This is a genomic window from Bradyrhizobium sp. AZCC 2230, assembly GCF_036924495.1.
Lineage (GTDB): Bacteria > Pseudomonadota > Alphaproteobacteria > Rhizobiales > Xanthobacteraceae > Bradyrhizobium > Bradyrhizobium rifense.
In genome coordinates, this window is sequence record NZ_JAZHRS010000001.1 from 720,324 (window position 1) to 734,693 (window position 14,370).

14 protein-coding genes are annotated in these 14,370 nt (G+C 64.1%); 12 read left to right on the forward strand and 2 right to left on the reverse strand.

Going from position 1 to position 14,370, the window contains the following annotated elements:
• The first annotated feature begins 22 nt into the window (after positions 1-22).
• The 4 genes from V1280_RS03315 to V1280_RS03330 all read left to right on the forward strand — a co-directional run bounded on the left by V1280_RS03315 (position 23) and on the right by V1280_RS03330 (position 3,677).
• Complete coding sequence (locus tag V1280_RS03315) at positions 23-886, forward strand: branched-chain amino acid ABC transporter permease (RefSeq protein WP_334518935.1); 864 nt, start codon at positions 23-25, stop codon at positions 884-886.
• Position 887: 1 nt separating this feature from the next.
• Positions 888-1,856, forward strand: coding sequence for a branched-chain amino acid ABC transporter permease (locus V1280_RS03320; protein ID WP_334518937.1), 969 nt, complete (start codon positions 888-890; stop codon positions 1,854-1,856).
• A 156-nt stretch (positions 1,857-2,012) separates the two neighbouring features.
• Complete coding sequence (locus V1280_RS03325; protein ID WP_334518938.1) at positions 2,013-2,657, forward strand: DUF47 domain-containing protein; 645 nt, start codon at positions 2,013-2,015, stop codon at positions 2,655-2,657.
• Between the two features lie 15 nt (positions 2,658-2,672).
• Positions 2,673-3,677 (forward strand): inorganic phosphate transporter, encoded by a 1,005-nt coding sequence (locus V1280_RS03330; RefSeq protein ID WP_334518940.1) that lies wholly within the window; start codon positions 2,673-2,675, stop codon positions 3,675-3,677.
• On the opposite strand, the gene sugE is transcribed toward V1280_RS03330, so the two are convergent.
• The gene (gene sugE, locus V1280_RS03335; RefSeq protein ID WP_334518941.1) at positions 3,670-3,984 is read right to left on the reverse strand and encodes a quaternary ammonium compound efflux SMR transporter SugE; all 315 of its coding nucleotides are present in this window, start codon (positions 3,982-3,984) and stop codon (positions 3,670-3,672) included. The two genes, V1280_RS03330 and sugE, sit on opposite strands and share 8 nt — an antisense overlap.
• 175 nt (positions 3,985-4,159) lie before the next feature.
• Here sugE and V1280_RS03340 point away from each other — a divergent pair, with 175 nt between their 5' ends.
• The 8 genes from V1280_RS03340 to V1280_RS03375 all read left to right on the forward strand — a co-directional run bounded on the left by V1280_RS03340 (position 4,160) and on the right by V1280_RS03375 (position 12,892).
• On the forward strand, positions 4,160-5,779 hold the full coding sequence (locus V1280_RS03340; protein WP_334518942.1) for a peptide chain release factor 3: 1,620 nt from the start codon (positions 4,160-4,162) through the stop codon (positions 5,777-5,779).
• A gap of 81 nt (positions 5,780-5,860) precedes the next feature.
• Positions 5,861-6,439, forward strand: coding sequence for a hypothetical protein (locus tag V1280_RS03345; RefSeq protein WP_334518944.1), 579 nt, complete (start codon positions 5,861-5,863; stop codon positions 6,437-6,439).
• Positions 6,440-6,510: 71 nt separating this feature from the next.
• Positions 6,511-7,095 (forward strand): NnrU family protein, encoded by a 585-nt coding sequence (locus V1280_RS03350; RefSeq protein ID WP_334518945.1) that lies wholly within the window; start codon positions 6,511-6,513, stop codon positions 7,093-7,095.
• Between the two features lie 73 nt (positions 7,096-7,168).
• Positions 7,169-8,755 (forward strand): class I adenylate-forming enzyme family protein, encoded by a 1,587-nt coding sequence (locus tag V1280_RS03355; RefSeq protein WP_334518946.1) that lies wholly within the window; start codon positions 7,169-7,171, stop codon positions 8,753-8,755.
• A 179-nt stretch (positions 8,756-8,934) separates the two neighbouring features.
• Complete coding sequence (locus tag V1280_RS03360; RefSeq protein ID WP_334518948.1) at positions 8,935-9,588, forward strand: tetratricopeptide repeat protein; 654 nt, start codon at positions 8,935-8,937, stop codon at positions 9,586-9,588.
• Between the two features lie 60 nt (positions 9,589-9,648).
• The gene (locus tag V1280_RS03365) at positions 9,649-10,206 is read left to right on the forward strand and encodes a hypothetical protein (protein WP_334518950.1); all 558 of its coding nucleotides are present in this window, start codon (positions 9,649-9,651) and stop codon (positions 10,204-10,206) included.
• A 50-nt stretch (positions 10,207-10,256) separates the two neighbouring features.
• Positions 10,257-11,639 carry a ribosome biogenesis GTPase Der gene (der, locus tag V1280_RS03370; protein ID WP_334518952.1) on the forward strand — a complete coding sequence of 461 codons (1,383 nt, stop codon included), beginning with the start codon at positions 10,257-10,259 and terminating at the stop codon, positions 11,637-11,639.
• Positions 11,636-12,892, forward strand: coding sequence for a TCR/Tet family MFS transporter (locus tag V1280_RS03375; RefSeq protein ID WP_334518954.1), 1,257 nt, complete (start codon positions 11,636-11,638; stop codon positions 12,890-12,892). Before der ends, V1280_RS03375 begins: the two co-directional genes overlap by 4 nt.
• Before the next feature lie 176 nt (positions 12,893-13,068).
• On the opposite strand, the gene V1280_RS03380 is transcribed toward V1280_RS03375, so the two are convergent.
• Positions 13,069-14,307 (reverse strand): ABC transporter substrate-binding protein, encoded by a 1,239-nt coding sequence (locus tag V1280_RS03380; RefSeq protein ID WP_334518956.1) that lies wholly within the window; start codon positions 14,305-14,307, stop codon positions 13,069-13,071.
• Between the last annotated feature and the right edge of the window lie 63 nt (positions 14,308-14,370).

The following is a 14,370-nucleotide window of genomic DNA, read 5'->3' on the forward strand; positions in this document are numbered from 1 at the left end:
GAAGGGACTGGGTGCTGGATCGATGCAGGCTCTCTACGCACAGCTACTGGTGGGACTGATCAACGGCTCGTTCTACGCGCTGCTCAGTCTCGGGCTCGCCGTCATCTTCGGCATGCTCAACATCATCAATTTCGCCCATGGCGCGCTCTACATGATGGGCGCCTTCGTCGCGTATTTCCTGCTGAACCTCGGCGGCATCAGTTACTGGTGGGCGCTGCTGCTGGCGCCGATCATCGTCGGCATCTTCGGCATGATCCTGGAGCGGACCATGCTGAAATTCCTGACCGGGCTCGACCATCTCTACGGCCTGCTGCTGACCTTCGGCATCGCGCTGATCGTGCAGGGCGTGTTCCAGAACTATTTCGGCTCGTCGGGCCTGCCTTACTCCATCCCGGACCAGCTCAAGGGCGGGGTGAATCTCGGCTTCATGTTCTTACCCGTCTATCGCGCCTGGGTCGTCATCTTCTCGCTGGTGGTGTGCATCGCCACTTGGTTCCTGATCGAGAAGACGCGGCTTGGTGCTTATCTGCGCGCCGCCACTGAAAATCCAACGCTGGTGCGTGCCTTCGGCATCAACGTGCCGCGCATGATCACGCTGACCTATGGTCTCGGCGTCGGCCTGGCCGCGCTCGCTGGCGTGCTCTCGGCGCCGATCAACCAGGTCCGGCCGCTGATGGGCGCCGACCTCATCATCGTGGTGTTCGCGGTGGTGGTGATCGGCGGCATGGGATCGATCATGGGCTCCATCATCACCGGCTTCGCGCTCGGTGTGATCGAGGGCCTGACCAAATATTTCTACCCCGAGGCCTCCAACACCGTCGTGTTCGTGCTGATGGTGCTGGTGCTCTTGGTGAAGCCAACGGGATTGACGGGAAGGGCAGCCTGATATGACAGCCTTGACGGACGACACGCTGCCGATGACCCCGCGCGCGATGCGTGACGAGATGATCGTCTTCGTGGTGATGGCGCTGCTGCTGGCCTCGGTGCCGTTCAGCGGCATCTACCCGTTCTTCGTGATGCAGGCGCTCTGCTTCGCTCTGCTCGCCTGCGCCTTCAATCTTCTGATCGGCTATGGCGGCCTGTTGTCGTTCGGCCATGCGATGTTCATGGGCACCGCCGGCTACTGCAGCGCGCACGCGCTGAAAGTGTGGGCGCTGCCGCCTGAACTCGGCATCCTTGTCGGCATCGCCGCGGCGTTCGGGCTGTCGCTCATCACCGGCTACATCTCGATCCGCCGCCAGGGCATCTATTTCTCGATGATTACGCTGGCGCTGTCGCAGCTGCTGTACTTCATCTATCTGCAGGCACCGTTCACCCATGGTGAGGACGGCATCCAGGGCATTCCGCAAGGGCGCATGTTCGGCGTGTTCGATCTGTCCAAGCCGACCGTGCTCTATTACGTCGTGCTGGTCGGCTTCCTCGCGGGCTTCCTGCTGATCTATCGCATCATCAACTCGCCGTTCGGCGAGGTTTTGAAGTCGATCCGCGAGAACGAGCCGCGCGCCATCTCGCTCGGCTACCGGACGGACCAGTACAAGTTCCTCGCGTTTGTCCTGTCGGGGACGCTGGCAGGCTTTGCCGGCGCGCTGAAAGTGTTCGTGGCGCAGAACGCCTCGCTCACCGACGTGCACTGGTCGATGTCGGGCGAAGTCGTGCTGATGACGCTGGTCGGCGGTCTTGGCACCATTTTTGGTCCCGTGGTCGGCGCCTTCGCGATCATCGCCATGCAGCAATATCTCGCTGGCTTCGGCCAGTGGGTGACGGTGATCCAGGGCTCGATCTTCGTGATCTGCGTACTCACCTTCCGCCGTGGCGTCGTTGGTGAAGTTGCTCATTACTTCCGGAGATCGCTCTAAATCATTGATATCGCACCAATTCTATGGGTGCGCGAAAGCGGTGGATGATCCGGCTCCGCGGGCGCGAGATAACACGCGCGCGGGGCGAAAATGGTCTATGACGGTTTTGTGACGGCCGGTTCGGGCCGGGCCATGTCCAACCGGTAGACTATCCCCATGATGCGTTGGTTTCGCGCTTTCCTGCCCAAGGAAGAACGGTTCTTCGACCTGTTCGACCGCCACGCCCAGACTGTGATCCAGGGCGCGATCGCGCTCCAGGGCGTGCTGAAGGGCGGCGAGGAGACGCCGGTTTATTGCCAGCGCGTCAACCAGTTCGAGAACGATGCCGACAACATCACCCGTGAGGTGCTGACGGCGGTGCGGCGCACCTTCATCACACCGTTCGACCGCGGCGACATCAAGAACCTCATCACCTCGATGGACGATGCCATCGACCAGATGCAGCAGACGGCCAAAGCCGTGATGCTGTTCGAGGTCCGCACCTTCGAGCCGCCGATGCGCGAGATCGGTGCGCTGCTGATCGAATGCGCCAATCTGGTCGGACGTGCGCTGCCGCTGATGCAGTCGATCGGACCCAACGTCGCGATGCTGACCGCGATCACCGAAGAGCTCACCAAGCTCGAAGGCCGCGTCGACGACCTCCATGACATCGGGCTGAAGGAGTTGTTCCTCAAGCACCGCGACGGCAGTGCGATGGACTTCATCGTCGGCGTCGAAATCTACGACCATCTCGAGAAGGTGGCCGATCGCTTCGACGACGTCGCGAACGAGATCAACAGCATCGTTATTGAACAGGTTTAGGGCAGGGAACGCGCCGTGGATGCTGCGTTGGGTCTTCCCGTCCTGGTCGGATTGATTGCCGTCGCGCTGCTGTTCGACTTCCTGAACGGCTTGCACGACGCTGCCAATTCGATCGCGACCATCGTCTCGACCCGGGTGCTGCGGCCGCAATTCGCGGTGATCTGGGCTGCGTTCTTCAATTTCGTCGCCTTCATGGTGTTCGGTCTGCACGTTGCCCAGACCATCGGCACCGGCATCATCGATCCCGCGATCGTCGACGCCCAGGTGATCTTCGCAGCACTTGTCGGCGCCATCGTCTGGAATCTCGTGACCTGGGGGCTCGGCATTCCGTCCTCGTCATCGCATGCGCTGATCGGCGGCCTCGTCGGCGGCGGCATGGCCAAGGCCGGACTATCGGCGGCGGTCTGGAGCGGACTGACCAAGGCGGTACTGGCGATTGTGCTGTCGCCGCTGGTCGGCTTCCTGCTTGCAATGATGCTGGTCGCGATCGTGTCCTGGCTCTCGGTGCGGTCGACGCCGTTCGCGGTCGACCGCGCGTTCCGCATCCTGCAGTTTGCCTCCGCGTCGCTCTATTCGCTCGGCCACGGCGGCAATGACGCGCAGAAGACGATGGGCATCATCGCCGTGCTGCTCTATTCGCAGGGTCATCTCGGTGGCGAGTTCACCGTGCCGTTCTGGGTGGTGCTGTCCTGCCAGGCTGCGATGGCGCTGGGCACGCTGATGGGCGGTTGGCGCATCGTCCGCACCATGGGCCTGCGCATCACCAAGCTGACGCCGATGCAGGGCTTTTGCGCCGAGACCGGAGGTGCTGCGACCCTGTTCATAGCCACCTTCCTCGGCGTTCCCGTCTCGACCACCCACACCATCACTGGCGCGATCGTCGGCGTCGGTGCCGCCCGCCGCGTTTCGGCGGTGCGCTGGAACGTGGCGAGCTCGATCGTCTATGCCTGGGTGATCACGATCCCGGCCTCGGCCATCGTCGCGGCGCTGAGCTGGTGGGCGGTCCAGATCTTCAAGTAACGAGCTTCAGCCCGACGATGCCGGCCACGATCAGGCCGATGCTGGCGAGGCGGAGTGCGGTGGCGGGTTCGCCGAACAGGATGATCCCGAGTGCCGCGGTGCCCACCGCACCGATGCCGGTCCACACCGCGTAGGCGGTTCCAATCGGGAGCGATTTGAGGGCAAGGCCGAGCAGGATGACGCTGCCAGCCATGGCCGCAAGCGTCAAAACGGACGGAACGAGCTTCGAAAAGCCTTCGGTGTATTTCAGGCCGATTGCCCAGCCGACTTCCAGCAGACCGGCGACGAACAGGATGCTCCAGGCCATGACGCCCCTCCATTCAAGGCAAGGTCGTCCCCGCAGGCTGATATGCTGATGAGCAGGAAGGTCGTCCTTCCGCAAAGATCTGTCTGATCCAAAGCGATATGGGGCTGGCCGAAGGGCTCCGCAATCACCACATGAGGCTTGATCAGGCCCATTTTCCCTGCCAAACGCTCCCCCCATGTCCGACATCGCCACTACAGCCGAATCGCCGGCCCGTTCCCCGCTTGCCGCTGAAGTGGCGCGGCGGCGCACCTTTGCGATCATCTCGCACCCGGACGCCGGCAAGACCACGCTGACCGAAAAGTTGCTGCTGTTCGGCGGCGCCATCAATCTGGCCGGCCAGGTCAAGGCCAAGGGCGAACGGCGCAACACCCGCTCGGACTGGATGAAGATCGAGCGCGAGCGCGGCATCTCGGTCGTGACCTCGGTCATGACCTTCGAGTTCGAGGGCCTCGTCTTCAACCTCCTGGACACGCCGGGCCACGAAGACTTTTCGGAAGACACCTATCGGACGCTCACGGCGGTCGATTCCGCCGTGATGGTGATAGACGCCGCCAAGGGCATCGAGGCGCGGACCCGAAAGCTGTTCGAGGTGTGTCGCCTGCGCGACATCCCGATCATCACCTTTATCAATAAAATGGATCGCGAGAGTCGCGACGTGTTCGAGCTGCTCGACGAGATCGAGAAGACGCTGGCGCTCGACACCACGCCGATGACCTGGCCGGTCGGCCGCGGCCGCGACTTCCTCGGCACCTATGACGTCGCCAATGGCGGCGTGCGTCTGCTCGAAGGCGGCGGTGCCAAGACGGGCGCGGCGCAGCAGATCGAGATCGCTGAGCTCACCAAGCTCAATGCGAACCTCGACGTCTCCGCGGTGAAGGACGAACTCGAGCTCGTGACTGAAGCCTCAAAGCCATTCGAGCTCGACGCGTTTCGCGAGGGCCATCTGACGCCGGTCTATTTCGGCAGCGCGCTGCGCAATTTCGGCGTCGGCGATCTCTTGGAAGGCCTCGGCAAGTTCGCGCCCGAACCGCGGGCCCAGGACAGCGACCAGCGCAAGGTCGAAGCGACCGATCCGCGCATGAGCGCCTTCGTGTTCAAGATCCAGGCCAATATGGATCCGAACCATCGCGACCGTATCGCGTTTGCGCGTCTCTGCTCCGGCAAGCTTAGCCGCGGCATGAAGGCGAAGCTGGTGCGCACCGGCAAGAGCATGCCGCTGTCGAGCCCGCAATTCTTCTTCGCCCAGGACCGCTCTGTTGCGGACGAGGCCTTTGCCGGCGATGTCGTCGGCATTCCCAATCACGGCACGCTGCGCATCGGCGATACCTTGACCGAGGGCGAGGATTTCAACTTCGTTGGCGTGCCGAGCTTCGCGCCTGAAATCGTCCGCCGGGTCCGTCTCACCGACGCGATGAAGGCGAAGAAGCTGAAGGAAGCGCTTCAGCAGATGTCGGAAGAGGGCGTCGTGCAGGTGTTTCGTCCGCGCGACGGCGCACCGGCGCTGGTCGGCGTGGTCGGTGCGCTGCAGCTCGATGTGCTCAAGGCGCGGCTCGATGCGGAATATTCGCTGCCGGTCGAGTTCGAGGTCAGCGAGTTCCAGCTGGCGCGCTGGGTCTCCTCGGAGGACCGCAAGAAGCTCGATACCTTCCTCGCCGCCAACACCTCGAGCATCGCCGACGACGTTGACGGCGATCCCGTTTACCTCGCGAGGAACGAATTCTATCTCGGCTATACCAGGGAACGCGCCGAAGGGATCGAGTTCACCAACGTCAAGGACGTCAAGAAGAAGGGGTAGGGCGGGGCCACAGCTGCTTGAGCGCGAGCATGTGAACGCCCGCGGGCTTGACGGAATCTCTGGCGGTGCCACGTTCTGCTGATGTGGCGCGGCATCCTTGTTCTGATCCTGCTAGCGATATCAATGGTCGCCGCTGACGCGCAGCGTCGGCAGATCAATCCGATCCCGTTTTCGCACGAGCCGTGCAGCGTGCTCGACGGCCGGCCCTGCACGCCGTCCTTTTGCAGCGTGCTCGAGCACGGCCCCTGCATTCCCGAGATGGACTATCCCTACGGGGAGAACCTCCAGCTCACGATCGAGAGCGTCCCGTCAGACGCCGACCGCGCCAAATACCAGAAGCCGGATCACGATCTCGATACGATCGGCGACCTCTTCGCCGAGCTGCGCACCTGCTGGTCGCCGCCGTCGGACAATGCGCGAACCGGGATGCAGATGTCGGTGCGCTTCAGCTTCAACAAGACCGGCGGCCTGATCGGTCCGCCGCGCCTGACATATGCGACCGCAGGCGTCCCGGCCGATACACGGACGACCTATCTGATCGCGATCAATTCCTCACTGAATGCCTGCCTCCCGCTGAAATTCACCAACGGCCTTGGCGGTGCCCTGGCCGGGCGTCCGATCGCGATCCGCTACGTCGATAACCGCGAGACTGGCAGGTAGCGCATCAGTTGCGACCGGCGGCCAATCGATGATACGCCATAGGCGGGGGCGCTGGTTGAGGGGAGGATGTCGTGGGTCTGCTGGTCATGATCCTGGGGCTGGTGCTGTTTTTCGCCGCCCATGTTTTCACAACGAAACGAGACGCACGCGCGCAGGCGATCGCGCGGCTAGGCGAGGGGACCTACAAGATCCTCTATTCGGTTGTCTCGCTCGCGGGGCTGGCGCTGATCGTCTGGGGCTTTAGCCATTATCGCACGACCGGCTGGATCGAGGTCTGGTATCCGCCGAAGGCGATGAAGCACATCACGGTGGCGCTGATGCTGCCTGCCGTCATCCTGGTGGTCGCGTCATATTTGCGCGGGCGCATCTATGCGACGCTGAAGCATCCGATGCTCGCCGGCATCAAGCTGTGGGCGGCGGCGCATCTGCTCGCCAATGGCGATCTCGGCTCCATCATCCTGTTCGGCTCGTTTCTGGGCTGGGCGGTTTATGACCGCATTTCGCTCAAGCATCGCACCGATAGCGGCGGCCCGCCGATTCCCGTGGGTGGCGTCACCAACGATCTGATTGCGGTTGCGGTCGGCATCGTCGCCTATCTGGCGCTGGCGTTTGCATTCCATCCTGTCGTGATCGGTGTTCCCGTGATGGGTGGCTAGCCGATCAGCGCAAGACGGCACCCGCGTGCGCATGCGCGGAAGGTGACAAAAGCAACAAGCCGAGGACCCTCCGATGGACTGGTCGCAATCTCAGATTCCGCCGATGCGTTTCGAGGCGCGTTTTGGCGATCGGGTGGTCCCGGCCTTCACCGATCGGCCCTCGAGCTTGTGGGCGATGATCGCGGAGGCCGCCGCGCGCAACGGCGACGGCGAAGCGCTGATCTGCGGCAATGTCCGGCTGAGCTGGCGGCAGGCGATGGATCAGGCGGCGCGGATTGCATCGGGCTTTCGCAAGCTGGGGCTGCGACGCGGTGACCGCGTTGCCATCCTGCTCGGCAACCGCATCGAATTTCCGCTGCTGCTGTTTGCCGCCGCGCATGAGGGGCTGGTCACCGTGCTGCTCAGCACGCGCCAGCAGAAGCCGGAGATCGCCTATGTTCTCACCGATTGCGGCGCCAGGATACTGATCCACGAAGCGGCGCTCGCCGAGCGGTTACCCGATGCGCGGGATGTTCCCGACGTGGTTCATCGCATCGCAACCGATGATGACGCGCAGCTGTCACGTTTCGCCGTACTTGCCGACAACCCAACAGCCCTGACGCCCGTCGAAGTCAGCGAGGAGGATACCGCTATGATCCTCTACACCTCGGGCACAACAGGCAAACCGAAGGGCGCGATGCTCGCCCATTGCAACATCGTGCATTCCTCGATGGTGTTTGTGTCTTGCCTGCAATTGACGGCAGCCGACCGCTCGATCGCAGCCGTGCCGCTCGGCCACGTCACCGGCGTCGTCGCCAACATCACGACGATGATCCGCAGCAGTGGTGCGCTGATCATCATGCCGGAGTTCAAGGCCGCGGAATATCTCAAGCTCGCCACGCGCGAGCGCGTCACCTACACGGTGATGGTGCCGGCGATGTACAATCTCTGTCTGCTGCAGCCGGATTTCGACAGCTATGATCTCTCGAGCTGGCGCATCGGTGGCTTCGGTGGCGCGCCGATGCCGGTCGCGACCATCGAGAAGCTCAAGGCGACAATTCCGGGCCTGAAGCTTGCGAACTGCTACGGCTCGACCGAGACGACGTCGCCGTCCACCATCATGCCGGGCGAGCTGACGGCGAGCCATATCGACAGCGTCGGTCTGCCGTGTCCCGGTGCGCGGATCATCGCGATGGGGGCGGACGGGCGCGAGCTGCCGCATGGCGAGATCGGCGAACTCTGGATTCAGGGCGCCTCCGTCATCAAGGGTTACTGGAACAACCCGAAGGCCACCGCCGAAAGTTTCACCAGCGGATTCTGGCACTCCGGCGATCTCGGCTCGGTCGATGCGCAAGGGTTCGTCCGCGTGTTCGACCGGCAGAAGGATATGATCAATCGCGGCGGCCTGAAGATCTATTCGGCCGAGGTCGAGTCCGTGCTGGCCGGCCACCCCGCCGTGGTCGAGAGCGCGATCATCGCCAAGCCATGTCCGGTGCTGGGCGAGCGCGTCCACGCCGTGGTGGTCACGCGCATGCAGGCCGGGAGTGACGACTTACGGGCCTGGTGCGCCGAACGTTTGTCCGATTACAAGGTGCCGGAGACGATGACGATCACGGCCGAGCCCCTCCCGCGCAACGCCAATGGCAAGGTGCTGAAGCGGCAGTTGCGGGAGCTCTGGTAGGGACCTGAGCGGGGCGCGCCTCGCCCCCGGGCTATCCCGGGCCGCGCGTTAACGCCTTGATCGGGCTTGCTTTGCCTTGCCTCCGCCATATCGATAGGTTATCGCCGCCGCACGTGGGGACGGGCTTTAGACGCGCACGATCTGGCGCGCGCTCCCGGCCGGGCATGGGATTGGCATAAGTGTCTGAATTATTTGACGAAGTCGACGAGGAAGTACGTCGCGAACAGTTCAAGAAGCTGTGGGACAAATATTCGCTCTACTTCATCGCCCTGATGGTGCTGATCGTGGCGGCCGTGGGCGGCTGGCGCGGCTACCAGTACCTGGAGGCCAAGAAGGCCGCCGAGGCCGGTGCGACCTTCGAGAAGGCCGTTGAGCTGTCGGAGCAGGGCAAGCACGCGGAGGCCGAGACGGCCTTTGCCGATCTCGCTGGCAAGGCTCCATCTGGCTACCGCACCCTGGCGCGGCTCCGTGCCGCGGCCGAGGCATCGGCCCGCGATCCCAAGGCGGCGGCCAAGATGTATGACGACATCGCCGCTGACAGCGGTGTCGGCAGCGAATGGCGGGATCTTGCCAAGATTCGCGCCGCCGGCCTGCTGGTGGACAGCGTGAGCTACGCCGATATCCGGCAGCGGCTGGAAACCTCTGCCGAGCCCAAATCGACCTTCCGCCACAGCGCCCGCGAAATGCTGGCGCTGTCGGCCTGGCGCAACAACGACATGACCGCGGCCCGCAAATGGGTCGATGCGATCGCCGAGGACGGCGAAACGCCGCCGGGCCTGCGCTCGCGCGCCGAAGCGCTTCAGGCCCTGCTGCCGCCCGTCGCCAAAAGCTGACGGCCAAGTAAGCTAAGCCAAGTAAGCTAAGCCAAGTGAGCTGAGACACGAGATACTGATATGCGCCGCACGCCCCGCTTGATCGCTGCCGCCGCCGTCCTGATCGCCTTCACGGGCGTCCTGGGCGGCTGCTCCAGCTTCGATCCGAGCGATCTCCTCGACTTCCTCGACACCAAGAAGAAGCTGCCGGGCGATCGCAAGCCGGTGTTCCCCGAGGGCGTGCCGGGCCTGGAGCAGGGCGTGCCGAAGGACATGTACAAGGGCGCACAGCAGCAGCAGGATCCGAACGGACCTGCCGTCGCGGCATTGCCGGCCGAGCCGCCGCCCGCTGAGCCGACGAAACCGTCGAAATCCGCCAAGGGGAAGAAGACCAGGCAGCCGACCGCAGCCGCACCGGCTGAAGCGCCGGCCGGTGAGGTCGACGGCGAGGCCCAGCCCGAGGCGGCGCCGGCACAGGCCGCTCCGCCGCCCAAGCAGAAGATCGTGCGCAAGCGCACCACCGCGCCTCCGCCGGATCAACCCGCACAGCAGCCGGCGCAATCGGCGCAGACCACCCAGCAACAGCAGACGCAGGGGGCCTTCCCCGCGCCGATGCCCAGCGGCAGTTTCTCGCGCTGATATTTTTCACCGATTTGACAGGCGCTACCTCGACGGCGCACGAATGACCAATGTCCTTTACGATCGCCATCATCGGCCGACCCAATGTCGGCAAGTCGACGCTGTTCAACCGCCTGGTGGGACAGAAGCTCGCGCTTGTCGATGATCTGCCCGGCGTCACCCGCGACCGCCGCGAAGGCGAGGCCAGGCTCGGCGATCTCGAATTCACCATCATCGACACGGCCGGCCTCGACGAAGGCGCCAAGGGTTCGCTGACGGCGCGGATGCAGGAGCAGACCGAGGCGGCGATCGCGCAGGCCGATGCACTGTTCTTCGTGATCGATGCCCGCATCGGCCTTACGCCCACTGACCGCGCCTTCGCCGATTTCGCCCGCAAGGCCAACAAGCCGGTGCTGCTGGTCGCCAACAAGAGCGAAGGCAAGCATGGCGATGCCGGCGCGATGGAATCCTTCGCGCTCGGCCTCGGCGATCCCATCCAGGTCTCGGCCGAGCATGGCGAGGGCATGGGCGAGCTGTACGACGAGCTCGCCAAGCTGATGCCGGCGCCTGTCGACGAAGATGAGGCCGAGGACGACGAGCCGCTCTCCGAGGAGGAGGCCGCGACGCGCCCGATCCGGGTTGCCATCGTCGGCCGTCCCAATGCCGGCAAGTCGACCATGATCAACCATCTGCTCGGCGAAGAGCGCCTGCTGACGAGCCCGGAAGCCGGCACCACGCGCGATTCGATCGCGGTCGAGATCAACTGGAAGGGCCGCGAATTTCGCGTGTTCGACACTGCCGGCCTGCGCCGCCGTTCGCGCATCGAGGAGAAGCTGGAAAAGCTCTCGGTTGCGGACGCGCTACGCGCGGTGCGCTTTGCCGAAGTCGTCGTGATGATGATGGATGCGCAGAACCGTTTCGAGGAGCAGGATCTGCGGATCGCCGATCTGATCGAGCGCGAGGGACGCGCCGTCGTGCTCGCGGTCAACAAATGGGACCTGATGGAGACCAAGGGCGGCGGCGCGATCTCGACGTTGCGCCGCGACGCCGACCATTGGCTGCCGCAGGTCAAGGGCGTGCCGATCGTCGCCGTCTCCGGCCTGATGGGCGAAGGCATCGATCGCCTGATGCAGGCGATCCAGGACGCTTACGCGCTCTGGAACAAGCGCGTCTCGACTGCGGCATTGAATCGCTGGTTCGAGGAGGCGGTCCAGGCCAATCCGCCGCCTGCGGTGTCCGGCCGCCGGCTGAAGCTGAACTACATCACGCAGACCAAGGCGCGCCCGCCGAGCTTCGTGCTGTTCTGCTCGCGCGCGGACGCCGTGCCGCAGTCTTACCTGCGCTACCTCATCAACTCGATGCGTGAGGCCTTCGACCTGCCTGGTACGCCAGTGCGCATCACCCTGCGCGAGAAGGCCAATCCCTTCGCGCACAAGCGCAAGCGGCCATCGTGACCGGAGAGGCCGGCGAGGCGATAGCGCAAGGCGCTGCGCCTGTCCGGCGCGGTGCGGTCGCCTTCATCTTCGTTACCATCCTGCTCGACATGCTCGCGCTCGGCGTGATCATGCCGATCCTGCCCAAGCTGATCGAAAGCTTCGTCGGCAACGACACCGCGCATGCAGCCCGCATCTTCGGCCTGTTCGGCACGGCCTGGGCGCTGATGCAATTCGTATTCTCGCCGCTGCTCGGCGCGCTGTCGGACCGCTTCGGGCGCCGGCCGGTGGTGCTGCTGTCGAATTTCGGGCTCGCCGCCGACTACGTGCTGATGGCGCTCGCGCCATCGCTGAATTGGCTGTTCGTCGGCCGCGTGATTTCCGGCATCACCTCGGCCAGCATCTCGACCGCGTTCGCCTATATCGCCGACATCACGCCGCCGGAGCGGCGCGCGGCGGTGTTCGGCAAAATTGGTGCGGCGTTCGGCGCCGGCTTCATCCTCGGCCCGGCGCTGGGCGGCCTGCTCGGCGATATCGATCCGCGGCTACCGTTCTGGGCGTCGGCGGGTTTGAGCTTTGCCAATGCGCTCTACGGCCTGTTGATCCTGCCGGAATCACTGGCGCGGGAGAAGCGCGCGCCGTTCCGCTGGGCCAGCGCCAATCCGGTCGGGGCCGTGCATCTGCTGCGCTCCAATGCGGGACTGATGGCGTTGTCGGTCGTCAATTTCATCGCCCAGGTCGCGCATGTCGTGCTGCCGTCGACCTTCGTGCTCTATGCGACCTATCGCTATGGCTGGGATTCCAAGACCGTCGGACTGACGCTCGCGATGGTCGGCGGCTGCGCCATGGTAGTGCAGGGCCTCGCCATCGCTCCGATCGTACGCATGCTCGGCGAACGCGGCACGCTGCTGCTCGGATTGTGCTGCGGGGCCGTCGGCTTTGCGATCTTCGGCAGCGCGCCGACCGGACTGCTGTTCTGGCTCGGCATTCCCGTGATGTCGCTGTGGGGAATCGCGGGTGCCGCGCTTCAGGCGCTGATGACGCGGCTGGTCGCGCCCGATCAACAGGGCCAGCTGCAGGGGGCGACCTCGAGCGTGCAGAGCGTGGCGCAGCTCGTCGGCCCGTTCCTGTTCACGCTGACGTTCTCATATTTCATCGGCGGCAGCGCGCCGCTGCATCTGCCCGGCGCGCCATTCTTGCTGGCCGCAGCGTTGATGGTGCTGTGCGTGGCCATCGCGGTGCGGACGTTGGCGAGTACGAAGACAGTCTCGTAGGGTGGGCAAAGGCGCACTTGCGCCGTGCCCACCATCTCTCCATGACTTCAAGAAGTGGTGGGCACGCTTCGCTTTGCCCACCCTACGGCAGCATCAATGCCGTGCGAGATCCTCAGGTGCGCAATTGCGCACCATAGTTCGATGCTTCGCATCGCCCCGGGATGACCGCTACGCGGTCACTTCTTCACCAACGGACACTCGCTGTCCTTGAGCGGCTTGGCCGCGTCTTCCGCCGGGATGGTCGCGACCAGCTTGTAATAGTCCCACGCGCCTTTCGACTCTTCGGGCTTCTTCACCTCGAACAGATAGGCCGGGATGATGCGCCGGCCGTCCTCGCGCAGCGGGCCCTTGCCGAACAGCGGATCGTCGGTCGGGATTTCCTTCATCTTGGCGACGACCTTGGCGCCATCATGCGGATTGCCGCCGAGCGCTTCGAGCGCCTTCAGATAATGCAACACGGCCGCATAATTGCCGGCCTGGGTCATCGATGGCATCGCCTTGTTGGTTGCCTTCTCCTGGAAGCGCTTCGACCAGGCACGCGTGTTGTCGTTCAGGTCCCAGTAAAAGGATTCGGTGAAGGTCAGGCCGTGGGCGGTCTTAAGGCCCAGCGAATGCACGTCATTGATGAACAGCAGCAGCGCCGCGAGCTTCTGGCCGCCCTCGACGATGCCGAACTCGGCCGCCTGCTTGATCGAGTTGGTGGTGTCGCCGCCGGCATTCGCGAGTCCGACGATCTTGGCCTTCGAGTTCTGCGCCTGGAGCAGGAAGGACGAGAAGTCCGACGTATTGAGCGGATGCTTGACGCCGCCCAGCACCTTGCCGCCGTTCGCGGTGACGACCGCGCTGGTGTCACGTTCGAGCGCAGCACCGAAGGCGTAGTCGGCGGTCAGGAAGAACCAGGTGTCGCCGCCCGCCTTGGTCAGCGCCTTGCCGGTGCCGGTGGCCAGCATGTAGGTGTCGTAGCTGTAGGAGATGGTGTTGGCGTTGCAGGCCTTGCCGGTGAGGTCGGCGCTGGCGCCGCCATTGTTGAGCAGGACGGCGTTCTTTTCCTTGACGAGGTTGCTGACGGCCAGCGCCACGCCGGAGTTCGGCGTATCGGCGATCGCGTCGACCTTCTGGGTGTCGATCCATTGGCGCGCGATGTTGACGCCGACATCAGGCTTGTTCTGGTGATCGCCGCTGAGAACCTCGATCTTCCAGCCCTTCGCCAGCAGGCCGGAATCCTCGACCGCCATCTTGACTGCCATCACCGCGTTGGGGCCGCCGATATCGGCGTAAAGGCTCGACATGTCGTTGAGCACGCCGATCGTGGCAGTCTTGTCCTGTCCTTTTTCCTGGGCATAGGCGGATGTGGCAAAACCGAAAGCGGCGCAGGCAAGAAGGGCCGCAGAGCGGCGCGCGAACGTCGTCGTCATAAAGGGTTTCCTCCATTGTCAAATATGCGGACGGCTCTCTTGCGGAGCCTTGTTCCGCCGGAC

Bases quoted from the DNA above. Each gene is read 5' to 3' on its own strand.
- V1280_RS03315 (WP_334518935.1), top strand. From the start codon at position 23: ATGCAGGCTCTCTACGCACAGCTACTGGTGGGACTGATCAACGGCTCG.
- V1280_RS03320 (WP_334518937.1), top strand. From the start codon at position 888: ATGACAGCCTTGACGGACGACACGCTGCCGATGACCCCGCGCGCGATG.
- V1280_RS03325 (WP_334518938.1), top strand. From the start codon at position 2,013: ATGATGCGTTGGTTTCGCGCTTTCCTGCCCAAGGAAGAACGGTTCTTC.
- sugE (WP_334518941.1), bottom strand. From the start codon at position 3,984: ATGGCCTGGAGCATCCTGTTCGTCGCCGGTCTGCTGGAAGTCGGCTGG.
- V1280_RS03340 (WP_334518942.1), top strand. From the start codon at position 4,160: ATGTCCGACATCGCCACTACAGCCGAATCGCCGGCCCGTTCCCCGCTT.
- V1280_RS03345 (WP_334518944.1), top strand. From the start codon at position 5,861: ATGTGGCGCGGCATCCTTGTTCTGATCCTGCTAGCGATATCAATGGTC.
- V1280_RS03355 (WP_334518946.1), top strand. From the start codon at position 7,169: ATGGACTGGTCGCAATCTCAGATTCCGCCGATGCGTTTCGAGGCGCGT.
- V1280_RS03365 (WP_334518950.1), top strand. From the start codon at position 9,649: ATGCGCCGCACGCCCCGCTTGATCGCTGCCGCCGCCGTCCTGATCGCC.
- der (WP_334518952.1), top strand. From the start codon at position 10,257: ATGTCCTTTACGATCGCCATCATCGGCCGACCCAATGTCGGCAAGTCG.
- V1280_RS03380 (WP_334518956.1), bottom strand. From the start codon at position 14,307: ATGACGACGACGTTCGCGCGCCGCTCTGCGGCCCTTCTTGCCTGCGCC.